The organism is Paenibacillus sp. sgz302190 (assembly GCF_059820445.1).
Genome location: NZ_JBZYAO010000001.1, coordinates 306266 through 327334, shown reverse-complemented (window position 1 = coordinate 327334; position 21069 = coordinate 306266). Strand labels below are relative to the sequence as shown.

Here is a 21069-nt window from a genome sequence, read left to right as displayed (position 1 = left end):
CTCGTTCTCCCCTCTCTGCCTCTACCTCTGCCTACTTGGCGGCGCCTTCCAGAACCGTTTTGTCGATGGAAGCCGCCAAATCGGCCGGTTTTTTGATCAATCCGTACTGCAATGCGATATCTGCCGTCCGTTTTACGGATTCGTCGACGAACGCGCCGACCTGCTCATCCTTGAAACCTTCCGGCTTCACGAGCTTTGCCATCTCTTTGAGCATCGTCACTTGGTGCTGCTTCGTCGTGCTGCCCTGCGTCACGCTTTTCATCACGATGTCGACCGCTTCGTCCTGGTGATCGATCGCGTATTTCCAGCCTTTCAATGTGGCCCGCACCGCTTTGACGGCGAGATCATGGTTTTTGTCCACCCAATCCTTCTTGGCGATCAGCGTATCCTCCAGCATGGCAACGCCCGCATCGTCAAAGTTGAATACGTTCAGATCGGATTCTTTCACGCCGCTTTCCAGAACGACATAGTACTCGTTATAAATCGTAGCCGTCGCCACGTCGAGCTGATCATTGAAAAATTGGTCCATCGTAAAGCCCTGCTTGACGAGCTGAATATCTTTTTTCGGGTCCAATCCGTTCTTCTCCATAAAAGCAAGCACCTGGAACTGCTGGCTGCCCATCCATGTGCCGACTTTTTTGCCTTTCATTTTGGCCGGGGCATCGATGCCTGTGGCCTTTTTGGCGAGCAGCCGGTAGGAGCTTTTTTGCGTGATTTGCGCCAATGACACGAGCGGCAAGCCGTTATCGCGGTTCACGAGGAGGCTGTCGAAGCTCGACACGCCAAGATCCGCAGCGCCGTTCACGACCTGCTGTTCGATGACGACGTCAGGTCCGCCGGGGATGATTTCCACATCGAGGCCTTCATCTTTGTAAAAGCCTTTCTCTTTGGCTGCATAAATGCCGGCGAATTGCGCTTGCGGCACCCATTTCAGCTGAATTTTCACTTTTTTCAGCGGTCCGGAGGACGGCGCTTGCGCGGACGGCGACGATCCTGCAGCGGCAGGAGCCGGGGCCGCCGGCGAGGCAGCCGGACCGGAAGCGCAGGCGGACATGATCACAAGCGCGGACGATATGCAGCTCAGCAGGGCAAAGCGGACAGCAGATACTCCCTTCAACATTCAGACCAACCCTCTCCGAAAATAATGTTCTTTTCTAGGAAGTCCGGTCCTGAGCGGACCATGGAACGGACAGTTTTTCAATGAGCTGCACGATGTTGTAAAGGGCGATGCCGAGCGCGGCGGCTATTGCGATGCAGGCCCAGGCAAGCGGCATGTTGGCCAGCCTGATTTGATCGGATAGCAAATAACCGAGCCCCCTGGACGAGATGAAAAACTCGCCGACGATCGCCCCGATAATGCCGGTCGACATGTTGATCTTGAGGGCGGCGAACATGGACGGGAGCGCTTTGGGAAGCCTCAGCTTAAAAAAAGTTTGCCGCTTCCCGGCCGCATAGGACTCCATCAGCTCCAAATACGCCGGATCGATGGATCGAAATCCTTTGTACGCGCTGACCGCCATCGTCGCCATCGTCATGACGGACACGATCCCGATGCGCGAAGCGATGCCGTCGCCCAGCCAGTTGTTCATGATCGGCGCGAGCGCCACGATGGGCAGTGCGTTCAGCGAAGCCATGATCGAGACGGCGCCTTTCCCCGCATTCGGATAAAAGGACGCGGCCACGGCCGCCAGCCACCCGAGGAAAGAGCCGATCAGGCAGCCTCCGACCATTTCGATGCCGCTGTAGAGCGCATAGAGCGCCAAAGTATCGCTGTTGTCCCGGATTGCGGCGGCAATGTCGTACGGTATCGGCAGCTGGTACCTCTCCAGATGAAACAGCTTATGAAACGCCTCCGTCTGCCACAGGACGAGGAACAAAACGCCGAACGCGGAAGGCAGCAGCTTCGCCGGCCAGGAACGCGCTTTTGCCGCAGCGGCCGGCTTCGGGCGTTTGAGTTTGAGTGGGGCTTCCGCCGGCTTCGCGGGACTGGTCTGCTCCGCGCCGATCGCCATCTCCTTCATTGGCCATCCCTCCCCGCTTGCCGAAATTCGGGCTGCCATGGCGTCAACAGCCGTTCCGCCAACAAAAGCGCCAGAAAAGATGCGAATCCGATTGCCATGCTGACCAGCACCGTACTCCAAAACATATAGACTTGCGCTGTGCCGTAATATAGTGAGCTGACCATCAATACGCCTATGCCGTCGGGCGCGCCCATCAACTCGACGATGATCGAGGCCGTAATCGCCAGCGGCGCAGCCAGCTTCAGGCCTGCAAATACGCCCGGCAGCGCAGCGGGGAGCTTCAGCTTCATATAGCTTTGCCATGGACTAGCGGCATAGGAGCGCATGAGCTCCAGATGCTCGGACGAAACGCTTTTCAAACCGCGCAGCGTATGAATCGTGACCGGAAAGAATGTAACGTATCCTGACATGACGATCCGGGAAATGCCCGGGTCATGAAGGATGCCGTAGACGATGGGAGCAAGGCCGATGATCGGCACCATTTGCGAAGCGACCATGTAGGGTGACAGCGTATTTTCGACCGTTTTGGAAAGGCTCATGGCGATTGCCAATCCGCTTCCGGCAACAGAGCCGATGAGAAAGCCGAGCATGGAGTTGCCGAAGGTGATCGCCCCTTGCTCCGTCAGAGCCGGCAGATTCGCAGTCATCGACAGCACGATTTGGTGAAGGTAAGGCAGTTTCGAATCGGGGGACTTGAGCGGAATGCCATGATGCAGAAGCCATGCGAGCGCCTCCCACAAAATGATCAAGGCTGCGGCCCAGACGGCGATTGACGTCCCTTGGCTCCATGTTCTAAATAATTTGCTCGTCAAGGGATTCACGCTCCTTGTAGAAGCAGTTCCGAACGGCGGCCGTCCACGCGTGGAACGTCTCCGATTCGCGGATCAGAGCCGTCCTGCTGCCGCCGAGCGGGATATCGAAAATGGAATGGACGCGGCCCGGATGCGGGGACAACACAATGACTCTGTCGGACAAAAACACGGCTTCCGGAATGCTGTGGGTGACAAAAACGATCGTTTTGTTCGTCTTCTTCTTGATTTCAAGCAGCTCCAGCTGAAGCTTTTCTTTCGTAAACTCGTCGAGCGCAGAGAACGGCTCATCCATGAACAGGATCGGCGGGTCCAGCGAGAGCGCTCTGGCTATGGCGACCCGCTGCTGCATGCCCCCGCTCAGCTGCCAAGGGTAATGCTCCTTAAACTTGGTCAGTCCGACAATGTCGAGCAGCCCGTCGACGATGCCGGCCGCTTCGCGCTTCGTCTGGCCGAGCACTTCGAGCGGAAGCTCGATGTTCTCCCTGACGGTCCGCCATTCAAACAATGTGGGGCTTTGAAAAACGATGCCGAACTTACGGCGGAGACGAATTTCTCTCGGATGCTCCTTCCGGACGGAGATGGTTCCGCCTGTCGGCTGCAGCAGGTCGGCCATCAGCCTGAGCAGCGTCGATTTGCCGCAGCCCGACGGACCGAGCAGGGAGACGAATTCATTGTGATACACCTCGAAGCTGGTGTCTTGAAGCGCGGTCACTTGACGCCCCTTTTTGCCAAAAACCATCGAAACGCCGTCCACCGAAATCTCCACTTTTTTGCCGAAACCGTCTGATTGCATGAAGCCCCTCCTCATCCACTTTCAAATGTGAATTCACGGTCAACTTCAATTACTATATATGTTATATTATATAACATAATTACAAAATGACATTATACAAAGTGTTTCGAAATCAGTTGCTCCACTTTACATTCTGTAACATGGTGTGAGAAGTAAAAAAAAGAAAACGAAGTCCTGAAGGGTGAGCAGATTTTTTTACATAATTTTTGTTATGTAAACTATATTGGCGTAACCGGGAACCTTCGCTTCACTTTCGTTCTTGATGGCCGTCTGTATAAGGATAGGAACATTGGGCAGACGCCCCTTCGAGCTTCGGCAGCATGTAGTCGAGAATGTGATTGCCCTATACATGATATTTCCGATACATTAAAATTAAAGAGACAAACCGTGTCTATCAAAACGCCGCATAAGTTTCCGCACCTTGTTGGGACAAGCGGAAGGCTTCCCTTTTCGGCCAAGCAAAAGTATGACTTTGCCGTCAAATGCGGCGCAACCGTTTTGCAATCGGCTTAAGCAGTGACAACGCACAAAAACCTGCGAAAGTGCAGGCTTTTTCCGTAATCATAGGTCATTTTGGCAAAAAGCCTGCGATTGTGCAGGAATTTTCGATAAAAATGAGTCTAAGCCATGTTCGCGACGAAAAGCCTGCACTTTTGCAGGAATAATTCCGCAGCCAGCGTATCAACGGGTAAAAAGATGCACTTTTGCAGGCTTTCTTCGCGGGCCAGGCAGATGTAGATGAAGTGATGGCTCTGGCGTGCGAATTGCCGTTGGCTCTGGCGTGCGAATTGCTGGTGGCTCTAGCGCGCGAATTGCCGTTGGCTCTAGCGTGTGGGTTTCTGGGCAGCTGTCTGACTTTTGCGGGTTTTTAGCGCAGCATGATACGTTAGTTCCGGCAGACGACTTGTACTACGTACCGTTCTATCAACCTTTGCAGTTGGCTTACGTTACTATGATTATTGGAGGTTTATTCGATGATCCCATCCGAAGTTTTAGCCGTTCCAGGCTCCGAGCCGCAAGTGCCTTTCCTTGTATCCGCCTCCTACCCCATCCGCCCCGGCAATGCGGTGCGGCCGCTTGTGGATAGCGCCCCCACCTTCCGGCGTATTTGCGAAGCGATCGATGCCGCGCGGCACAGCGTCTGGCTTGCGGTCACTTTCCTGGCGCCGGATTTCCAAATGCCGGACGGCCGGGGCACGATCTTCGATGTGCTGGACCGCGCGGTTGAGCGGGGCTTGGATGTGCGGATCATTTTCTGGCGTCCCAATCCGGAAAGCAGTGGCTACGGCCAAGCATTTGCCGGATCGCACGCCGACTTTGAACTGCTCGGCGCACGCGGTTCGCGTTTCCGCGCACGTTGGGATCGTGCTTACGGCTACTACTGCCAACACCAAAAAATTTGGCTTATCGATGCAGGCGAACCGTCCGAAACGGCATTTGTCGGCGGGATTAATCCGACTTTCAAGGCTTTTGAACCCGGCCACGCGGGAGAAGGCCACCGCCACGATGTCTATGTCGAAGTGACCGGACCGTCCGCAACCGACGTGCATCACAATTTCGTCCAGAGGTGGAACGAGGCCAGCGAAAAAACGGCGGAAAACGGCGTATGGGGCCATGACGGCGACGACGAACTGCCCTTTCCGGTGCGCGTCACCGAGCCGCGGGGCGATAGCCTCGTGCAGATCCAAAGGAACGTGTACGCCGGCCGCTACAGCAATAGCCACCCGACTCCCGGGGGTTCTTCCTTCGATATTGCCGCTGGCGAGCGTTCCGTCTTGGAGCAGTACAAACAGGCGATCGATGCCGCGCGACGCTCGATCTATATCGAAAATCAGGCGCTCCCGGTACCGGAAATAGCGGCCAGGCTTGAGGACGCCCTGAAACGCGGCGTCGATGTCGTTCTCCTCGTTCCGGCCGAACCCGAGGAATACGTGCGCGCAGCCCGCCGGAACCCGGACCGCAAGGGCTTTTTCGATCACATCGAAGCGCTCGGCCGATACGGCAATTTTACGCTTGTCGGCATTGCCGGTCCAACTGCTCAAGGCGGACGCAGCGATATATATGTACATGCGAAAATCATGCTTGTAGACGACACGTGGGCGACAATCGGGTCCTGCAATCTCCACTCGAATTCACTATTCGGCCATACGGAGATGAACGCAGCGATATGGGATGCAAAAGTGGTGCGCGCACTGCGCCGTCAACTTCTGTCCGAGCACCTGGGGCAGGACACCGTGCAGTTGGACGACCGCGAAGCCCTTCGGCTCTACCGCAACGTCGCCGGTGAAAACCGCCTTAGAAAAGCGTGCGGAGACTTCGACTGGCAAGGTCTTGCATATAGCCTGGACCCGGCGACTTACGGTGAATAGCGGCAATCTACAGGCTAGACGGCAGTTCCGCGCTTACAGAGCTTTTTCATTTTGAACCAAGCTAAGCTGCTAGCCTAAATCCAAAGGACCTCACTCTCCACTTGGCAGTGGAATTTGAGGTCCTTTTGCTCGATTTTCGCGCCGTTCTCATACTATGCGAGCTTTTTTGGGACAGTTCCTTCTTTCGTTTTGGGATGTATTTTGCGTCGCAATAATTAGCTAAGTTGATGCCGAACCGGTTCGTGCGCGGACGCAACTGGGACAAGACGGTGCTGCCGGCCAAACAGCTCGCAGCCTACGCAAGTTGATATGGCGTTTCGAGGTTGGACAAGGTACAAGCTACAAATAAAGTCACCGATTTAGTTGTTACCAAAGTAACGCAGCTTAGTGAGCTGTGCGGCCATCTGGAACGCATCGATCAGCGGATGAAGGCGCAGCACGAAGGTACCTCCTTTGGGAGTAGTTGGCGATCCGGCGGCTGAACAAACTCCTTTGTCTGCTCCTCACTGTACCCGAGCCACTTCGCGCCGAGGATGGCGCTATTACTCCAGCTTCCCTCCAGCCGCAATTCATGCAATTCTTTCGCATTTATCCTCTCATTTGCTTCTTCGTCCTTGTATTGTAATTACAATGATTTCTATAGTACTTGCTATTATTAATACGATCAATCCGCACGTAAAAATTGGTTCCACTAAACAGTTTTATCTAATCAAAGAAGTGCATAGAAAATTAAGTGGCGAGGAACACAGAGGTTATTGGTAAGTGAAGATAGAAAAGGCTACTCCTCCAATTGGGGGAGCAGCCTTTAAATTTCAGTTATCACACCATGGAATTAGGTTGGGCGAGATTTCCTGACGAACATACTGTCAAAATGTGCGAATACAAAAGCGACCGCTTTATTTTGACAGTTCCTGCATTTGCTCAGGCGTAATATTGTAATGAAAGAACAGCGAGTAGAACTCGGTCCATTTTTGCCGGAACTGCTGCTGGAAAGCTTGGTCGTCTTGATGATACATGACGCCGTTCGCCCATTTCAAGCCCATGATGGCCATCATTCCGTCCATAATCGCATAGCGGGGCTGCACCGCAATCCGCTGCTTTTTGACGGCATCGATACCTTGCCATTCCGGGCTTTTCAGAATCTGTTCTTTTTGCGCGAGCGATTTGACGATTATGACCTGCGGATTCCACTCCAGTACTTGTTCCATTTTGACCGGAAGGTTCTCGTCCGTCGAATTGCCGGACAAACCGCTCGCCACGTTCACGCCTCCGGCAAGCTCGATAACTGAAGCCATTATCGTATCTTTGCCAGGGGTTGCAAGCAATTCCGAATTCGCATAATAAACTTTCAACCGCTGGCTGTCGGGAATGCGCTTGCTTTCGCCTGCGACTTCTTCGATCGCGTTTTTCCAATAATCGGCCAGCTTCGCCGCTTCGGATTCGTTGCCGACCAGCTTCCCGATCAAGCGAATCGATTGTTCATAGTCGGTCAACGTATCTTTGGATATCGCGTAAACCGGAAGTTTGATTTTTTCGGCCAACTGATCCTTTTGCGGATCTTTCGTCATCGTGATGACGATGTCCGGCCGTACCTGCAGCAATTGCTCAGGATCGAGCCCTTTAAAAAATACGCCCGTCGTCGGCAAAGCTTTCAGCATGGCGGAATCTTGCTCGGCAAACAACTTCGGGCTGTTCTCCGCCAAATACTGGGATACAAAAACCATGTCTTTGCTCACCATCTTTTTCGGGGCAAGCCGCCAAAGCAAGTAGGACGGGATTGGATGCAGCGCTGACACGCGTTCGATTTTGCTTGGCACGGCTACCGGCCTGCCCGCCATATCCGTCTGCGTGTTACCCGATGTCGATGCCGGATCCGCGTTTTTCCCTAAGCCGCACCCGGACAGCAGCAGCGCCAGCAGCAGCACCGCAGCCATTACACTTCGCGTCGCAGCGCGCTTTTTGATTGTTTCAAACATATAGTCGCTCCCCTTCTCTGGTGTTATAAGTTGGCTAACTCAGGCATGACCCGGGTTGAAAAGCGCTCCAAAGATTTTTCCAGCAGCTCGGCAGGAAGCAATCCGAAAAAAGACGGCAGCAGATTGATATCGTTCACGCCGAGTTCTTCGCGAAGCTGCCTTAGCTTGCCGCTGCACGTTTCCGGACTTCCGATAATGGCGAGACTATCGTAAAACCGTTCCGGCTCCAAATCGTCTTCATCGTGTATAAGCGAGAACCGTTCGGTGCGAATCCGTTTCAACAGGTCCGTTAACCGGCATACGGTCGGCCAAATGTCCCTTCTTGCTTCTTCGTCGCTTTCTCCTACATAAACGAACCGCCCTACAGGCAATGCTTCCGAATCGCCTCCGGACTCCTTGTACACGTGGAGGCAGCGGCGAAGGCTGTCTATGGACTGAATGCCGTGCTGGATAAGCCGATACCCGGACCGGGCGATCCATTCGACGGATTCATCCGAATACGCAGCCACATAGACAGGAGGATGAGGCGCCTGAACCGGCAGTGGCGCAAAAAGAACCTCTTCATCCGCCAAAGAGACGATGCCGTTGCGCCAGTAGCGGATGATTTCTTCCAGCACGTTGCGAAATTGTGCCGTTCTTTGCTCGGGATCGGCGCCGTATGCTTCAAAATAACGGCCGGCGTGCCCGCGAGAAATGCCGAAATCGATTCGGCCGTCGGATAGCCGGTCCAAGGTTGCGATCTCTTCCGCCAGCCGCAGCGGATGATGCAGCGGAAGCAGCAGCGCCGAGAAGCCGATGCGGAGCCGGGACGACAATGCCGCTGCAGCAGCCGCCAATATAAGCGGCGAATAACCGTGCCGATCCGGCGCCGCAGCGTTTCGTTGAAAATGTTCCTCATTGATCCATATCGACGTAAAGCCCATTTTCTCGAGTAAAGGTATGAATGCTTTCATGCGGGCCTGCGGCAGCGATTCAAGCCCTCCGCTGCTTCCCGATATTCCGAATTTCATCGTTGATTACCTCCCTTTTATCATGCCGCTCTCGGCCATTACGGGTATTACAACGCGCACGGTCCGGTCCGGCGAATCGTCCAGCTGCGCCTTCGCCGTGCGGATATCGGCTTCGTAAAGCTCGCTGAGCAAAGCGGATGTCAAAATCCGATCCGGCGCGCCTTGGGCAATGAAGATCCCATCCTTCATGAATGCGGCCATATTGCAAACCCAGTGCGCATGGTCCGGGACGTGCGTAGTCATAATGACCGTACGGCCTCTCGCGCCCAAATCTTTTATAACTTGAAGAATTTTAAGCTGATTGCCGTAATCCAGACTCGCGGTCGGCTCGTCCAGCACCATGACAGGCGCCTGCTGGGCCAGCGCTCTTGCAATGAGCGCCATTTGCCTCTGCCCGCCGCTCAGCTGCGAAAAGCGCGTGCCGGCTAGTCCGGCTATGCCAAGCTGAACCATCGCGTCATGCACGATTCGTTCATCCTCTCCGGATGGCGATGACAGCATTTTGATGTAAGGATTCCTCCCCATCATGACGACATCAAAGACGGTCTGGTCCATGTCGGCCAGCGCCGCCTGCGGAACGTACGATATGCGCCGGGCAAGCTCTCCGGGCTTCAAAGAGGCCACATCGGCCCCTCCGACCCGAATCGTTCCGGGCGCAGATTTCACAAAGCCAAGGAGGCACTTGATCAGCGTCGTTTTGCCGGTTCCGTTCGCACCGAGAATGCAGAAAACATCTCCCGGCCGGAGCGAAAATGAAAGCCCGCGAAGCAAAGGGCGGTCGGGCGAATAATGAAAACGAAGATTATGTACGTCAAGCATCACCGATCCCTCCTCCCTTTTTGAATGAGCAGGAATAAAAAGAACGGCGCGCCCAGCAGCGCAGTAATAATTCCGAGCGGTATTTCCGTCGAACCGATGGAACGCGCAGCCGTATCAACAGCGAGCAGCAGCATGGCGCCGGCCATGAATGTCACCGGGAGCGAACGCACGATATTTTCTCCAGCCAGCATTCTCGCCATGTGTGGAACGAGCAGCCCGACCCACCCTACGATTCCGCCCAAGCTTGTGGCGGCGGCCGTCAACAGTGTCGCGCATAAAATGACAATGAGCCGGATCCGGGCGACCGGGACGCCGAGCGAGCGGGCCTCGTCTTCACCGGACGAGATGACCTGCAGCGGCCAGCGTAATCCGAGTAAAACAAGCAGTGCGATTGCGATTGGCACGAGCGTTATCCAAACTTGGCTGCTTTTCACACTCGCAAAGCCGCCCATCAACCAAAACACGATGCTCGGCAGCGTATTGTCCGGATCGGCCACATATTTCACGATGGAAATCAGAGCCTGGAAAATGGCAGCCACGACAATACCGCTCAAAATGATCATCATATTCGAACCGTTCCATGCTAATCTGGATACGAAAAGCGAACAGGCAACTGCAGCCAGGCCGAATGCAAAAGCAAGCAGTGGAAGCACCGTCCAGGGCAATAACAGCAAAAGGGCGAGCGACGCGCCGAATCCGGCCCCGGCGGAGACGCCCAGTATATCGGGCGATACCAACGGGTTTTTAAATAAACGCTGGTAGACGCTTCCGGACACCGCAAGAGCTCCCCCGGACGCGATTGCGGCAACGATGCGGGGCAGCCGAATGTCCCAAACGACCGTATTCATAATATCGGAGGTTTCACGGGTTGCGCCGAATCGGGAAAACAAGGCATCGACCACCTGCCAGGGGGAAATGGAAAACCTCCCGACCATAAAAGACAAAAGCACAAGCGCCGCCAGCCCGGCTAATAATACGAGAAATACCCATCTGTCGCGGATCGGGCTTATGGACCGCATACCGGGATCACCTCAATCGCTTGACTGGCCGGCTTGTTCGAGCCGATTCAAAAAGCTTTCCAGCAGCGCGACGGATTGTTTCATCTGCGGCCCGGCGTCCAGCATCTCCTCCGCTGTCTGAACAAACATCGCATCGCCAATTTCGTCACCGCAGTTCTCGACGATCAACCGGACATTATCCTGCATCATTTCCAGATGAAACTGAAAACCGTACACGGACCGGCCAAAAGCGAATGCCTGATTGCGGCACGCAGCGCTTGACGCGAGCAATGTCGCGCCTTCCGGCAAATCGAACGTCTCGCCATGCCAATGAAACACAATCGGTGCCTCGGGAAAAGACTGAAAAACAGGCATATTCAGCCCCGCTTTCGTCCATTGAAGCGGAAACCATCCGATTTCTTTTTGTTCGTTCGGATATACCATCGCACCCAGCGCATCCGCAATCAATTGTGCGCCCAGGCAAATGCCGATGATGGTTTTGTTTCTGCGGACCGCTTCGGCAATGTAACGCTTTTCGCCAAGAAGCCACGGGTATTCACGCTCGTCATGCACGCTCATCGGTCCGCCCAGAACGAACATCCAGTCCCATGAATCCATCGGCGGAAGTTCTTCTCCGGCGTATAATCGGCTGACAGAACACTCGTGCCCTCTTTCATGGGCCCAATCCGTAATTGCTCCCGGGTTTTCAAAAAAGACATGCTGCACACATTGAATTCGCATCCTGTTCATCCTCTCCTTATCCAATCCGGTAATAAAACTAATTATATCTAAACCAAACTAATTATTATCAATATATATCGTTCTACGATTTATTTCAATGCAGGTTTGATATATTTGCGTCATTTTTCATCACATAAAATGACGAAAAGCGGAAAGATTTGTTAAGTTTCTGTGAATAATCGATATTTTGTGTTATGTAAAATAACAAAGATTTGCCCTGCACGTTGCAAAGTCAGGCAGTTACGGAACGCGCGCACAGACCGGTTCGCCCGGATGCCTAACCGCCAGGTTGCCTAGCAGCAGCGCGAGAAAGCCTGCAAAAGTGCAGGTTTTCGCCTGTTCATGCGCTGAAAACGAAATATTCCTGCATTTGTGCAGGCTTTTTGCCCCGCACAGGGGCTCAGATTCACTTTCAGCGAAAATTCCTGCACTTTTGCAGGCTTTTCACCAAAATAGTCCAAATTCAGAGAAAAAAACTGCATTTCGCAGGTGCAGCACTATAACATCTATACATGCAAAAAAAGGCCCCTTCCTCAAGGAAGAGACCGTTAGATCCAACTTTACTTTAGATAGAACGCGACCCGGTTCCGTATCTCCTGCGGCGGCTCCAGACCCATTTCCCGGCGGTAAGAGGCTTCGTACCTTGCGTATTGTTTGGCGAGCTGCTCCGTGTTCCCGGTGCTTGCATAAATATCCAGCAGCATCTGATTCATTTCCTCATGCAGCGGATACAGAGTCAAATACGTTTCAAGCCGCTGCTCCGCCCTTTTCCAATCCTGTCCTGCAAGATCGTGCCGGATCAAACTGCGTATCAGCGCTGTGTACTGTTTGAAATACCCTTCCTCAAGCGGAGTTTTCCAGATGTAATCTTTTCTGTCCAACAGGGGGCCTTTGTACAATGAACACACATGTTCCGCATTCGCCGTATCCTTCAGCTCTTCCGCAGGGGTAAAGCCGTACTGCTCGTATTTCAACACATCGTACACTTGATCGGCTGGTTTCAGTATGTACCCTTCGTTCATTTTTTGAATGTCCATGCCGATTTCTTGCTCTTTCAACAGTTTTTTCAAGCGATACATCGTGTTGTGCAAATTGTGCGACGCGCGGTCCTCGCTCATTTCCGGCCATAGCAAGTCCGCCAATTGCCATTTGTTTATATCCTGATCCGGATGGCAGAGGAAAAATGCGAACAGCTCCTCGGTCTTGCGTGTCGGAAACCGGATTAGCGAGCCTTCGCGATTTCGGACTTCGAATCTCCCGAAGCACTGGATCGAGGCAAGCCTCGCCTGCTGCTTGGCGTCGGAGGCCGGGCGATGCAGCTTGACGAGCCGATTCGCAACCCGCTCGATCGCGGCGGGCGTCACAGGTTTCAAAATATAATCGGAGGCATACACCTTGAACGCATCCAGCGCGTATTGCTTGTAAGCTGTCGTGAAGATGATTTTCGTATGCTCCGACACTTCAGCGATCTTTTCCGCCAGTTCCAGCCCGTTCATCCTTGGCATTTCCACATCGAGGAAAGCGACATCCGGCTGAAGCTCAGGCAGGCTGGCCAGCGCCTCAAGCGAACTTGTGAACGCGCCTGTGATCGTGAAGTGCGGGTTTTGCCCGATGACATATTTCATTAAATTCAAAATCGGTATTTCGTCCTCAACAATGACCGCATTAAACAATCTTATCCCTCCCTCGCCCGCCTGAGCCGGCGATATCGTTATTCCTTACAGGCAAATACATCGTTATTTTCGTTCCGCTTCCCATCTCGGAGCTGACGGTCAAAGTCGCCCCCGGCAAAGAATCCAGACGTTTGCGGATATTGCGGATGCCGATGCCGCTGTCCTTCAGCTCCCCTCTGGACATGCGATACAGCAGATCATCCGGTATGCCGACGCCATTGTCTTCGACGACCACCCGGATATAACCGTCGCCCTCGCTGATCGCCAGCGTCACCTTGCCGTGGCCGTCCTTCTCGAACAAACCGTGCCGGATCGCGTTCTCAACAAAAGGCTGGATGCATAAAGAGGGAATTTCCACATGCCCGATCCGTTCGTCGTAATGAAATTCGTAGTCGAAGCGCTCCCCGAAACGTGCTTTCTCGATTTCGACGTACGCATGAATCAGCTCCATTTCCTGATAAAGAGGGACGAATAGCGTGGAGCGATCCATATCCAGAATGTAGCGCAAATATTGACTGAGCATGGACAGCAAATACGCCGCTTTTTCCCCGTCCGTATAGCAAAAAGAAATGACGCTGCTCAAGGCGTTGTAGAGAAAATGCGGTTTGATCTGCGCGTGATGAAACGCCTGTTCATTGCGAATCGCTTCCTGGAGCGACGTTTTCACGGCGATCAAGGTGCGGATTCTGGCAATAAGCGTTTCGGCATCGAACGGCTTGGTCAAATAATCGTTCGCCCCGGCCCCGAAACCGAGCGCGATATCCTGCGGCGTGTCCTTGACTGTCGCGAACAAAATGGGCAGATCAAGTATGGAATGGCTGCTCCGCAGTCTCCGGCACAGCTCGATGCCCGAAATTCCCGGCATCATCACATCGAGAATGACGAGATCGATTTGCGGGTACTCTTCGATTTTCTCCAATGCTTCCTTCGCCGAGAAAGCGGTGACGACATTGTAGCGATGCCGCTCTAAAATATTCAGCAAAGTACGGATATTGGAAGCTTCATCGTCAACGATCATGACCGTATGTTCGTGCCCCTCCCAATTGTCCAGATCCTGCTCTTTACCGGTATGCCGCTGCTGCTCTTCCCAGGCGTACGCCGTTTCGCGATGAACCGGCAGCTCGATTGCGGCCGGCAGCGTAAAGGTCAATCTCGTGCCATGGCCGACCTCCGACCAATCCACCCGAATTTGTCCGCCCATCCGCTCGACCAGCTTTCGGCTGATGTACAAACCAACCCCCATTCCTGTATATCCGTCCTTCGGCAGCGGCCCGTCGAGCTGCTCAAAATATTCAAAAACGGCTTCATGCCTTTCCTTCGCAATTCCGGTTCCGGTATCTTCCACAGAAATCGTTACGGCATCCCCGCGGACGCCAGACATCACTTTGATCACCCCTGCGTCCGTATGCTTGATGGCATTGCTCACAAGGTTGTACAAAATTTGACGCAGCCGATTCTCATCCGCGAGAACCCAGACGTCGGAACCGACTTGATTGTCCAGCCGCACGGCTTTGCCCGCAAGTTCAAATTGCAGCACATCGAACACAATTTGCGCCGCCACCCGTACATCCACGACCGTCGGGTGCAGGAGCAGCTCGCCATGCTTCAAGCGGGAGACATCGATCAAATCATGAATCAGCATGGACAGTTTGACGGACGTATCTTTGATAAGCCAAAGATTTTGTTTTTGCTTCGACGATAAATTGTTGGCCTCGTCATCCAGCAGATGGGAAGTCAAATTCAGGATGCCGTGCAGCGGAGTCTTGAGCTCGTGGGACGTGTTCATCAAAAATTCGTCTTTGAGCTGAATGGAAGCAGACAACTGATGCGATAAGATTTCCGTCTTTTCATAAGCGTTCGAGAACCTGACGGCGAGCAAAATATTGATAAAAATAATGAAGCAAATGACCCCGAATTTGCCAGCCAGGTCGGTCGGGACGACATTTTCCGCGTAGAGGCTCCCGTCCACCAGGAAGATCGCCAGCGAAACGCATCCGCCAATAAACAGCATCAATTCCTTCCGCTCGGACGATCCTCTTTGGCTTTGACTATACAAATACGACATTCTGCCAATCATGTATAGAGTAACTATGCCTAAGTAAAGCATGAGAACATATTTGGCAGAGATATGGATACGGTAAGGCAGCACGACAACCGCCGCAATATAGAGGACAGGCAGAGCAAGTATCCACTTCATGATCCGGGCCGTCATTAGCCGTGCCTCGACGGAACAGAAAAACACGATGATCACTGCCGCGCTTACAACTTCGCTTATATCCAGCAGCTTGTAGGCTATGTCAAAAGGGAGTCCGGGAAGCGCCCGCTGCAAAATTTTCTCGCCGTAAAGCACTTTTTCAAGCATCAGGATCAGCAAATACAGCCCGCTGAGCCAATACGTTTTCTCTCGCCGCCCGAGGAAATAGAAGCTGAGATGATACGCGCCGAACATGCCCAAAATCAACATAATCCCGATATCCGTTCCGAGTTGTATCCCGTTTAGCTTCGTCATGTCTCTTTCCAATCCGAACGGGATCGAGTTAACGATGCCTCCGGTGACAAATACGTAGTTGGACACTTGAATGACAATATCGATTTCTTTGTCGTTCGTGTAAAAAAACGCAGTATAAGGCGTATTGCCTGGTTGATTCGTCTCCAGACCGGCCGAAGGACGCCCGCTCTTGCCTTCCAGCTTGTCGTTGACGAACAACCGGTGGGAAATGCGGATGCTCCTTATTTTCAGACCGTAAACTTCATTCGCATCTTTAACCAACACTTTCAGCCGGTACGTTCCGTAGCCTTTGCTGTTCATGCCGCCATTCGCTGATTTTCCCCGCCAAGTGCCGGGTGCGGATAAATATGAAACTTCCGCCCGCGTTCCTTCGCGAAAATCGGCAGGCTCCAGCAGCTCGCCTTCGTAAAACTCCCACTCTCCATCGAGATTGACCCATCCCTGCTTGTGAAAGTCCCAATTCGACAAATCGAGCACCCCGCGCTTTGCAGGCGGCATGTCCCGATTCGGTATCGTTTGCGAATAAATTGCCGCGAACAGCGCAACAGAGAGCGCAAAAATCAAGCTGATTCCGATGATTTTGCGGTAATGACCCCTTTTCAAAACATAGTCCCCTTCCGGAATACGACCACACGACCTTGATCTTGTCATTCTATCATTGCACACTCACAAAAAACTCACAAGATAGGCGCAAGTAAGGGATGACTTCCGGGCAACAAAAAAAGCAGTCCGAACCGGGCCTAAGCCGGAATCGAACTGCTTTTGAAGGTGACGGATTCGCCATGCTGTGACCGGCCGCCCGCTCGTGACACCGTTAGGCGTGCTCAGCGGCTGGTTGTTATCGCGTCGATGACTTGTTCCAGCCTGGACATATCTTTATGGAAAGGAGACAGCACAGTATGTACAGCCCCTCCTTCCAAATCGTGCAAATTGCGTTTGACGAAATTCGCAAGCGTGCCTGACGGTCCAAGATCGATAAAAATTGTATTTTCCTCGGGTCTCACATGGCTCAAGGCGCCGCGGAAATCGAATCGTTCCCTGACGACATTCCAGAAAAACTCCGCTTCAAAGTTGGTACAGGGCCCTCCCATGAGGCTGGATATAACCGCAGTCTGCGGGGACTTGAAGGAAACCGAGCTTAAATATTGCCGGTAAGACGGACCGGCCGCATCGATCCACCTGGAATGAAACCCGTAGGAAACCGGCAGCCTTAGATAGAGGATGTTGTTTTTCTTTACAAACGCTTCCACTTCCGATAGTCCCTCTTCGCCCCCGGAAACAACAAAATGAGAGTCATAGTTAACGGATGCAAGTTCGCTGTTCCGGTTCAGCGAAGGCTCGGCATCAAATAGCGAGCTGCGCTCAAGAATGGCCGTCATGCCCCCAGGTTCGCACTGATTTCGGATGCATTCGGCTTGGACAACCAAGGATTCCAGTGCCGAATCGCAGTCAACCGAGCCCGCAACCGCACAGGACGCAAACTCTCCCAAGCTCGTGCCCAGCACATAGTCGGGATAGATCCGATTTTCGATAAAAACTTGCGCCAAGGCGTACTCAGTCATAAATATGGCAGGGTGCGTGTAGTGCAAACGATCAAATGTGTCGCTGCTGCGACGAGCCTCATCGTACAATTCGCTCACCACTGATTTGCCGCAAATGTCGCAGACGATTTTGTCCAGCTTCAGCATCCAATGGCGGAACACGGGCTGATGGCGGTACAGCTCTCTGCCCATGTGATAATATTGCGAGCCTTGCCCGGAAAACAAAAACACGATCGCTTTCCCCATTGTTTTTTCACCCCCAGGTCTATTGAAAATTGTACGCTTTGCGCTGGTTCGGTCTCATTCTAAAATGAACAAAGTGCTGCAAAAAATCGATTTGAAACTTCCTTTGAACTCACAGCTTCCGCAGCCTTCGATAAAAACGGTATCTCCCGTAAATATGCAATCCTGAAGCAGGAATTAATAAACGGGTGTGAAACCGTTCGCAATGGAAACACTTCGTAATTTGCCATAGACCCTCCAGCTCGTTTTTGAGCATGAGAAAGCTTCCGGCCAAGCGCGGTTTCGCGTACCCCGGCCGGTAAACTCTCATAGCTGAATCGCGCTCATCGGAACGGAACCGTTCAAACCTTGCTTCCGTGCAGCTGCTTCGCCTTCGTTTTAAAAGCCTGGAGAAATTTGCCCGTTACTCCTTTTCCGGCATACAGCTTTTCGCAAAATTCAAAAATCGTTTCATACACTTTGGGCTCGGACAGCATCACCATATGATTGGGTGAATCGATATCGATGATGTGCAGATTCGCAAATTGACGCTCCCATTCCTCCCAATATTGGGCACTGTTCAAAGCGGACGAGTCTTCGGTCGTTGAAAAATAGGGCTCCAATTCCCCGAAAATAAGACCGCGCTTATTGCGGAAATAGTAGCAGGTTACCGCCTTGGCGTCGGAAAGCGGCATAACGGAAAAACGGTCGAACTGGTAAGCGTGCTGGATTTTAATATTTGCTTCTATCATGGAATGGATTTGACTTTCGGTTTTGGTGAGCCTGCGTTCGTTTCCAAGCTCGATAAGCTGTTTCAGCAGTTGTTCTTCCTCCGCGTTCAAATCCAATTCATCCCTGAATAAGGGTTTGCGCAAATTTCTCCGGCTCTTGGAAATTTTTTGACGCGAGCGCCAGGTTCACCGCCTGCAATACCGCCGATTTTCTGGAAATTTCCCCTTGCTGGAACTCTATGCCGAAAGGCGAATCCAACATTACAACCGAACTGATGGTTCTTCCCAATTCCTGCAATTGACGTATGACTTCATAGGCCAGCACTCCGCCCAGCGAATATCCTCCCAAATCATACGGTCCTTCCGGTTGGACGGATTGAATAATGTGCGCATAATAGGCCGCCATTGCCCCGACTCCTTGCAGCGGAGACCGGTCGGTCATCCATCCTCTTGCCTGGATTCCGTAAAACGGACGTTTGCTTTTTTGGGCAAGCGATTGATACATTTCCACTCCGCCAAGACCGCCGTGGAACCAAAATACAGGCAGTCCCTCCTGGCCTTTGTTCAGCAAAATAAGCTCGGGAAACTGCGGCCAGCCGGCCGCAACCGGGGTCTTGGCTCGCTGTTGGAACAACTGCGGCTTATTATCTTCGTGAAGCTCGACGAGGCGGATCATTTCCTGCAGCGTCCTGCACGTCTGCAATTGGACCGTGTCGACCTCCGGATTCACCTGATTTTGCAATTGCTGCTGCAGCTGCATCAGCACAATGGAGTCAAGCCCATACTGAACCAATGGTATGTCCGGATTTATCTCGGCAGGTTCCATGCCCAATATGCGGGATGCGATATCAAGAACGCGGCTGTCGGACGGGATGCCGCCAGCCGCAGCCCGGCTGCTGATTGTGACCGGTAGCTTGACCGGTCCTGCATTGGATTCCGGTTTATGAGGCTCCGGCCAACACCGTCTTTTCTCGAACGGATACGTAGGCAGCGACATTCTCCGCGGGTTTTCGCCTTCATGAAGCGATTCCCACGGAATTTTGCCTCCATTTGCCCAATGCGATTCCATTTTCTGCAAATTATTTTCCGCCAAAAGCGCTTGCCAAGCATCATCTCCCGGCTGCCCGAAAACCATGCTCCTGTCATCCGGGTCGGAGCCTCCCGTAAAAATAGGTATCGTCGACGCTTCCGCCGAAAGGAACGATTTGAAACCGTCGATCAGCTCCCCCCTGCTCCCGGCCACGAATGCGAGGCGGCATTCCATCGGCTCTCTCCCTACTTGCAGCGTAAAGGTAAATCCGCCAAAGAAAATGATGGCTCGCGCTCTGCAAATGCAAGCATCTGTCGGGCGGATGCCTCCAGGCTCCCATTCCTTTTCTTTGGGCTCCCTGCCCCGGAAAAACATAAGTTACCATAAGCTTCTACCATCCTCCCAGTTAGATTCGAATAGGTATGTTTAAGCTCTTTTTGACCGCATCGGCGTCCAACTCCACCCCTTTGGGGTAAACAATCGAACAGACGAACGGATGAAGAAAAAAAGAAGCGGCTTCATATTGATAAAAGTTTTCATACCGGCTTATGCAACCATGTTCCCCGATTTCAATCCGATTCAGTTCAAAGATGCGAAGCGGCACCATCAATCCGGTCTTGAGCACTTTGGACAGCGTTTCTTTTACCGACCATAACACGGTCAGCATACTTTCGAACGAATACGGCAGCGAGTGAATGAGCTTGAGTTCCCATGGAGTCGCTTGACTTTCCAAAATATCCAGCTTATCCGGCCGGATGAGCTCGATATCGATGCCCAAAGGCTGCTTTTCCGAAAAAGCGACGGCGGCAGCCAGGTTCTCGCAGTGGGTGATGCTGACCTGAACATTGGGCCGATGAGCGACAATCGGCTGGGTAAAGATGCCTTGATCAATGCAAATTTGCTGCAAATCGTTCTCCTTCAAGTGAAGAGAGACGGTTCTCTTGGCTGCGTACCTGCCTGCCAAATAACTTTTGATTCTCCGTTCAAACTTGAGAGAACAGCAGATTCTCAATCTGACGCTCCATCAACCGTAAAAGTCCTCCCTGCCGGAAAAGAAAACATAAAAATGCCTGCGGATCCTCCCCTGGCAGGGAGGCTTCGCAAGCATTACGCAGCACCATGTGCATGACTATGGCCCTTACACGCACCTAACGCGCCGAAACGTCGATTAAGTTTACGTAAGTTAATGTTACATAAAGTAATGAATTACCCATATAATACTATATTTTTTTATATCAGTAAACTACTAGTTCTGCAAGAAAATAATATCGGTTTCTTCGCATAGAAACTATGATTCGACATTTTCTCTATAGTTTTTTGGTATTATACCCATAAAAAAAACAAAAAGGAGTTTCACCTCATGTCATGGTACGTGCTATTCGTAAAATCAGGATCACAATTGAAAACCAAGAAGTGGCTTGATCTGAAATTTGATAGCAGCGTGTTGCATTGTGTGATTCCTAAAAGAAAAGTGCCCGAAGAGGAAATACTCGTAGTGCTGAAGCTTATTCATCACAGCGAAACTATCGAATATTCCCAAGTCTATTTCAAGGAATCGCGTATAATCGTTCAGGCAGGTCCGTTAAAAGGAATGGAAAGCTCGATCAAAAAAATCGACAAGCATAAAAAACGGGCCAAAGTGAAAATGACCATGATGGGAGCCGAACAGTTAATCGATTTTGGCATTGAGATCATTCACTCGAATGAACGAACGGATATGTGATATCATTTATATCATCATCAAATAAAAGGAGGAGTCGCTGTGCCAAGAGAAAAAATCCCCCGGTAATCTCGCGGTCCCCCCTCTCATTGCGCTTTCTATCC

Annotated in this window: 17 protein-coding genes; 2 read left to right on the top strand and 15 right to left on the bottom strand. The window is 52.3% G+C overall.

Annotated elements, in window-relative coordinates:
- Positions 1-31: 31 nt before the first annotated feature.
- From AC6RNO_RS01560 to AC6RNO_RS01545, 4 genes are read right to left on the bottom strand one after another with little or no spacing between them, the layout of a single operon-like run.
- Complete coding sequence (locus AC6RNO_RS01560) at positions 32-1120, bottom strand: ABC transporter substrate-binding protein (RefSeq protein ID WP_497104315.1); 1089 nt, start codon at positions 1118-1120, stop codon at positions 32-34.
- A gap of 34 nt (positions 1121-1154) precedes the next feature.
- Positions 1155-2021, bottom strand: coding sequence for an ABC transporter permease (locus tag AC6RNO_RS01555; protein ID WP_488438490.1), 867 nt, complete (start codon positions 2019-2021; stop codon positions 1155-1157).
- Positions 2018-2842, bottom strand: coding sequence for an ABC transporter permease subunit (locus AC6RNO_RS01550; protein ID WP_497104314.1), 825 nt, complete (start codon positions 2840-2842; stop codon positions 2018-2020). Before AC6RNO_RS01550 ends, AC6RNO_RS01555 begins: the two co-directional genes overlap by 4 nt.
- Positions 2814-3626, bottom strand: coding sequence for an ABC transporter ATP-binding protein (locus AC6RNO_RS01545; RefSeq protein WP_488438492.1), 813 nt, complete (start codon positions 3624-3626; stop codon positions 2814-2816). The genes AC6RNO_RS01550 and AC6RNO_RS01545 overlap by 29 nt, the downstream gene beginning before the upstream one ends.
- Before the next feature lie 974 nt (positions 3627-4600).
- On the opposite strand from AC6RNO_RS01545, the gene AC6RNO_RS01540 reads away from it, so the two are divergent.
- Positions 4601-5995 (top strand): phospholipase D-like domain-containing protein, encoded by a 1395-nt coding sequence (locus tag AC6RNO_RS01540; RefSeq protein WP_488438493.1) that lies wholly within the window; start codon positions 4601-4603, stop codon positions 5993-5995.
- 896 nt (positions 5996-6891) lie between these two features.
- Here AC6RNO_RS01540 and AC6RNO_RS01535 read toward each other — a convergent pair.
- From AC6RNO_RS01535 to AC6RNO_RS01485, 11 genes are all read right to left on the bottom strand, one after another.
- Positions 6892-7971: an ABC transporter substrate-binding protein gene (locus tag AC6RNO_RS01535; protein ID WP_497104313.1), complete on the bottom strand. Its 1080-nt coding sequence runs from the start codon at positions 7969-7971 to the stop codon at positions 6892-6894.
- Between the two features lie 23 nt (positions 7972-7994).
- Positions 7995-8981: an LLM class flavin-dependent oxidoreductase gene (locus AC6RNO_RS01530; RefSeq protein ID WP_497104312.1), complete on the bottom strand. Its 987-nt coding sequence runs from the start codon at positions 8979-8981 to the stop codon at positions 7995-7997.
- 6 nt (positions 8982-8987) lie between these two features.
- The gene (locus AC6RNO_RS01525; protein WP_497104311.1) at positions 8988-9800 is read right to left on the bottom strand and encodes an ATP-binding cassette domain-containing protein; all 813 of its coding nucleotides are present in this window, start codon (positions 9798-9800) and stop codon (positions 8988-8990) included.
- Positions 9800-10819 carry a FecCD family ABC transporter permease gene (locus tag AC6RNO_RS01520; RefSeq protein WP_474680898.1) on the bottom strand — a complete coding sequence of 340 codons (1020 nt, stop codon included), beginning with the start codon at positions 10817-10819 and terminating at the stop codon, positions 9800-9802. Before AC6RNO_RS01520 ends, AC6RNO_RS01525 begins: the two co-directional genes overlap by 1 nt.
- Before the next feature lie 12 nt (positions 10820-10831).
- The gene (locus AC6RNO_RS01515; protein ID WP_497104310.1) at positions 10832-11539 is read right to left on the bottom strand and encodes a glutamine amidotransferase-related protein; all 708 of its coding nucleotides are present in this window, start codon (positions 11537-11539) and stop codon (positions 10832-10834) included.
- Positions 11540-12099: 560 nt separating this feature from the next.
- Entirely contained in the window at positions 12100-13212 is a 1113-nt protein-coding gene (locus AC6RNO_RS01510; RefSeq protein WP_497104309.1) for a response regulator, read from the bottom strand.
- The gene (locus AC6RNO_RS01505; protein WP_497104308.1) at positions 13205-16324 is read right to left on the bottom strand and encodes an ATP-binding protein; all 3120 of its coding nucleotides are present in this window, start codon (positions 16322-16324) and stop codon (positions 13205-13207) included. Before AC6RNO_RS01505 ends, AC6RNO_RS01510 begins: the two co-directional genes overlap by 8 nt.
- A gap of 221 nt (positions 16325-16545) precedes the next feature.
- Complete coding sequence (locus tag AC6RNO_RS01500) at positions 16546-17508, bottom strand: acyltransferase domain-containing protein (protein ID WP_497104307.1); 963 nt, start codon at positions 17506-17508, stop codon at positions 16546-16548.
- 338 nt (positions 17509-17846) lie between these two features.
- Positions 17847-18359: a hypothetical protein gene (locus AC6RNO_RS01495; RefSeq protein ID WP_497104306.1), complete on the bottom strand. Its 513-nt coding sequence runs from the start codon at positions 18357-18359 to the stop codon at positions 17847-17849.
- Positions 18334-19479 (bottom strand): thioesterase domain-containing protein, encoded by a 1146-nt coding sequence (locus AC6RNO_RS01490; RefSeq protein WP_497104305.1) that lies wholly within the window; start codon positions 19477-19479, stop codon positions 18334-18336. The genes AC6RNO_RS01495 and AC6RNO_RS01490 overlap by 26 nt, the downstream gene beginning before the upstream one ends.
- A 172-nt stretch (positions 19480-19651) precedes the next feature.
- Positions 19652-20209: a 4'-phosphopantetheinyl transferase superfamily protein gene (locus AC6RNO_RS01485; protein ID WP_497104304.1), complete on the bottom strand. Its 558-nt coding sequence runs from the start codon at positions 20207-20209 to the stop codon at positions 19652-19654.
- Positions 20210-20605: 396 nt separating this feature from the next.
- Between AC6RNO_RS01485 and AC6RNO_RS01480 the strand changes: the two genes are divergently transcribed.
- Positions 20606-20968 (top strand): hypothetical protein, encoded by a 363-nt coding sequence (locus AC6RNO_RS01480; RefSeq protein WP_497104303.1) that lies wholly within the window; start codon positions 20606-20608, stop codon positions 20966-20968.
- Positions 20969-21069 lie beyond the last annotated feature (101 nt).

Excerpts from the sequence above, each read along its gene's own strand:
- AC6RNO_RS01560 (WP_497104315.1), bottom strand. The coding sequence starts at position 1,120 with ATGTTGAAGGGAGTATCTGCTGTCCGCTTTGCCCTGCTGAGCTGCATA.
- AC6RNO_RS01555 (WP_488438490.1), bottom strand. The coding sequence starts at position 2,021 with ATGAAGGAGATGGCGATCGGCGCGGAGCAGACCAGTCCCGCGAAGCCG.
- AC6RNO_RS01545 (WP_488438492.1), bottom strand. The coding sequence starts at position 3,626 with ATGCAATCAGACGGTTTCGGCAAAAAAGTGGAGATTTCGGTGGACGGC.
- AC6RNO_RS01540 (WP_488438493.1), top strand. The coding sequence starts at position 4,601 with ATGATCCCATCCGAAGTTTTAGCCGTTCCAGGCTCCGAGCCGCAAGTG.
- AC6RNO_RS01535 (WP_497104313.1), bottom strand. The coding sequence starts at position 7,971 with ATGTTTGAAACAATCAAAAAGCGCGCTGCGACGCGAAGTGTAATGGCT.
- AC6RNO_RS01530 (WP_497104312.1), bottom strand. The coding sequence starts at position 8,981 with ATGAAATTCGGAATATCGGGAAGCAGCGGAGGGCTTGAATCGCTGCCG.
- AC6RNO_RS01525 (WP_497104311.1), bottom strand. The coding sequence starts at position 9,800 with ATGCTTGACGTACATAATCTTCGTTTTCATTATTCGCCCGACCGCCCT.
- AC6RNO_RS01520 (WP_474680898.1), bottom strand. The coding sequence starts at position 10,819 with ATGCGGTCCATAAGCCCGATCCGCGACAGATGGGTATTTCTCGTATTA.
- AC6RNO_RS01515 (WP_497104310.1), bottom strand. The coding sequence starts at position 11,539 with ATGCGAATTCAATGTGTGCAGCATGTCTTTTTTGAAAACCCGGGAGCA.
- AC6RNO_RS01500 (WP_497104307.1), bottom strand. The coding sequence starts at position 17,508 with ATGGGGAAAGCGATCGTGTTTTTGTTTTCCGGGCAAGGCTCGCAATAT.
- AC6RNO_RS01490 (WP_497104305.1), bottom strand. The coding sequence starts at position 19,479 with ATGGAATGCCGCCTCGCATTCGTGGCCGGGAGCAGGGGGGAGCTGATC.
- AC6RNO_RS01480 (WP_497104303.1), top strand. The coding sequence starts at position 20,606 with ATGTCATGGTACGTGCTATTCGTAAAATCAGGATCACAATTGAAAACC.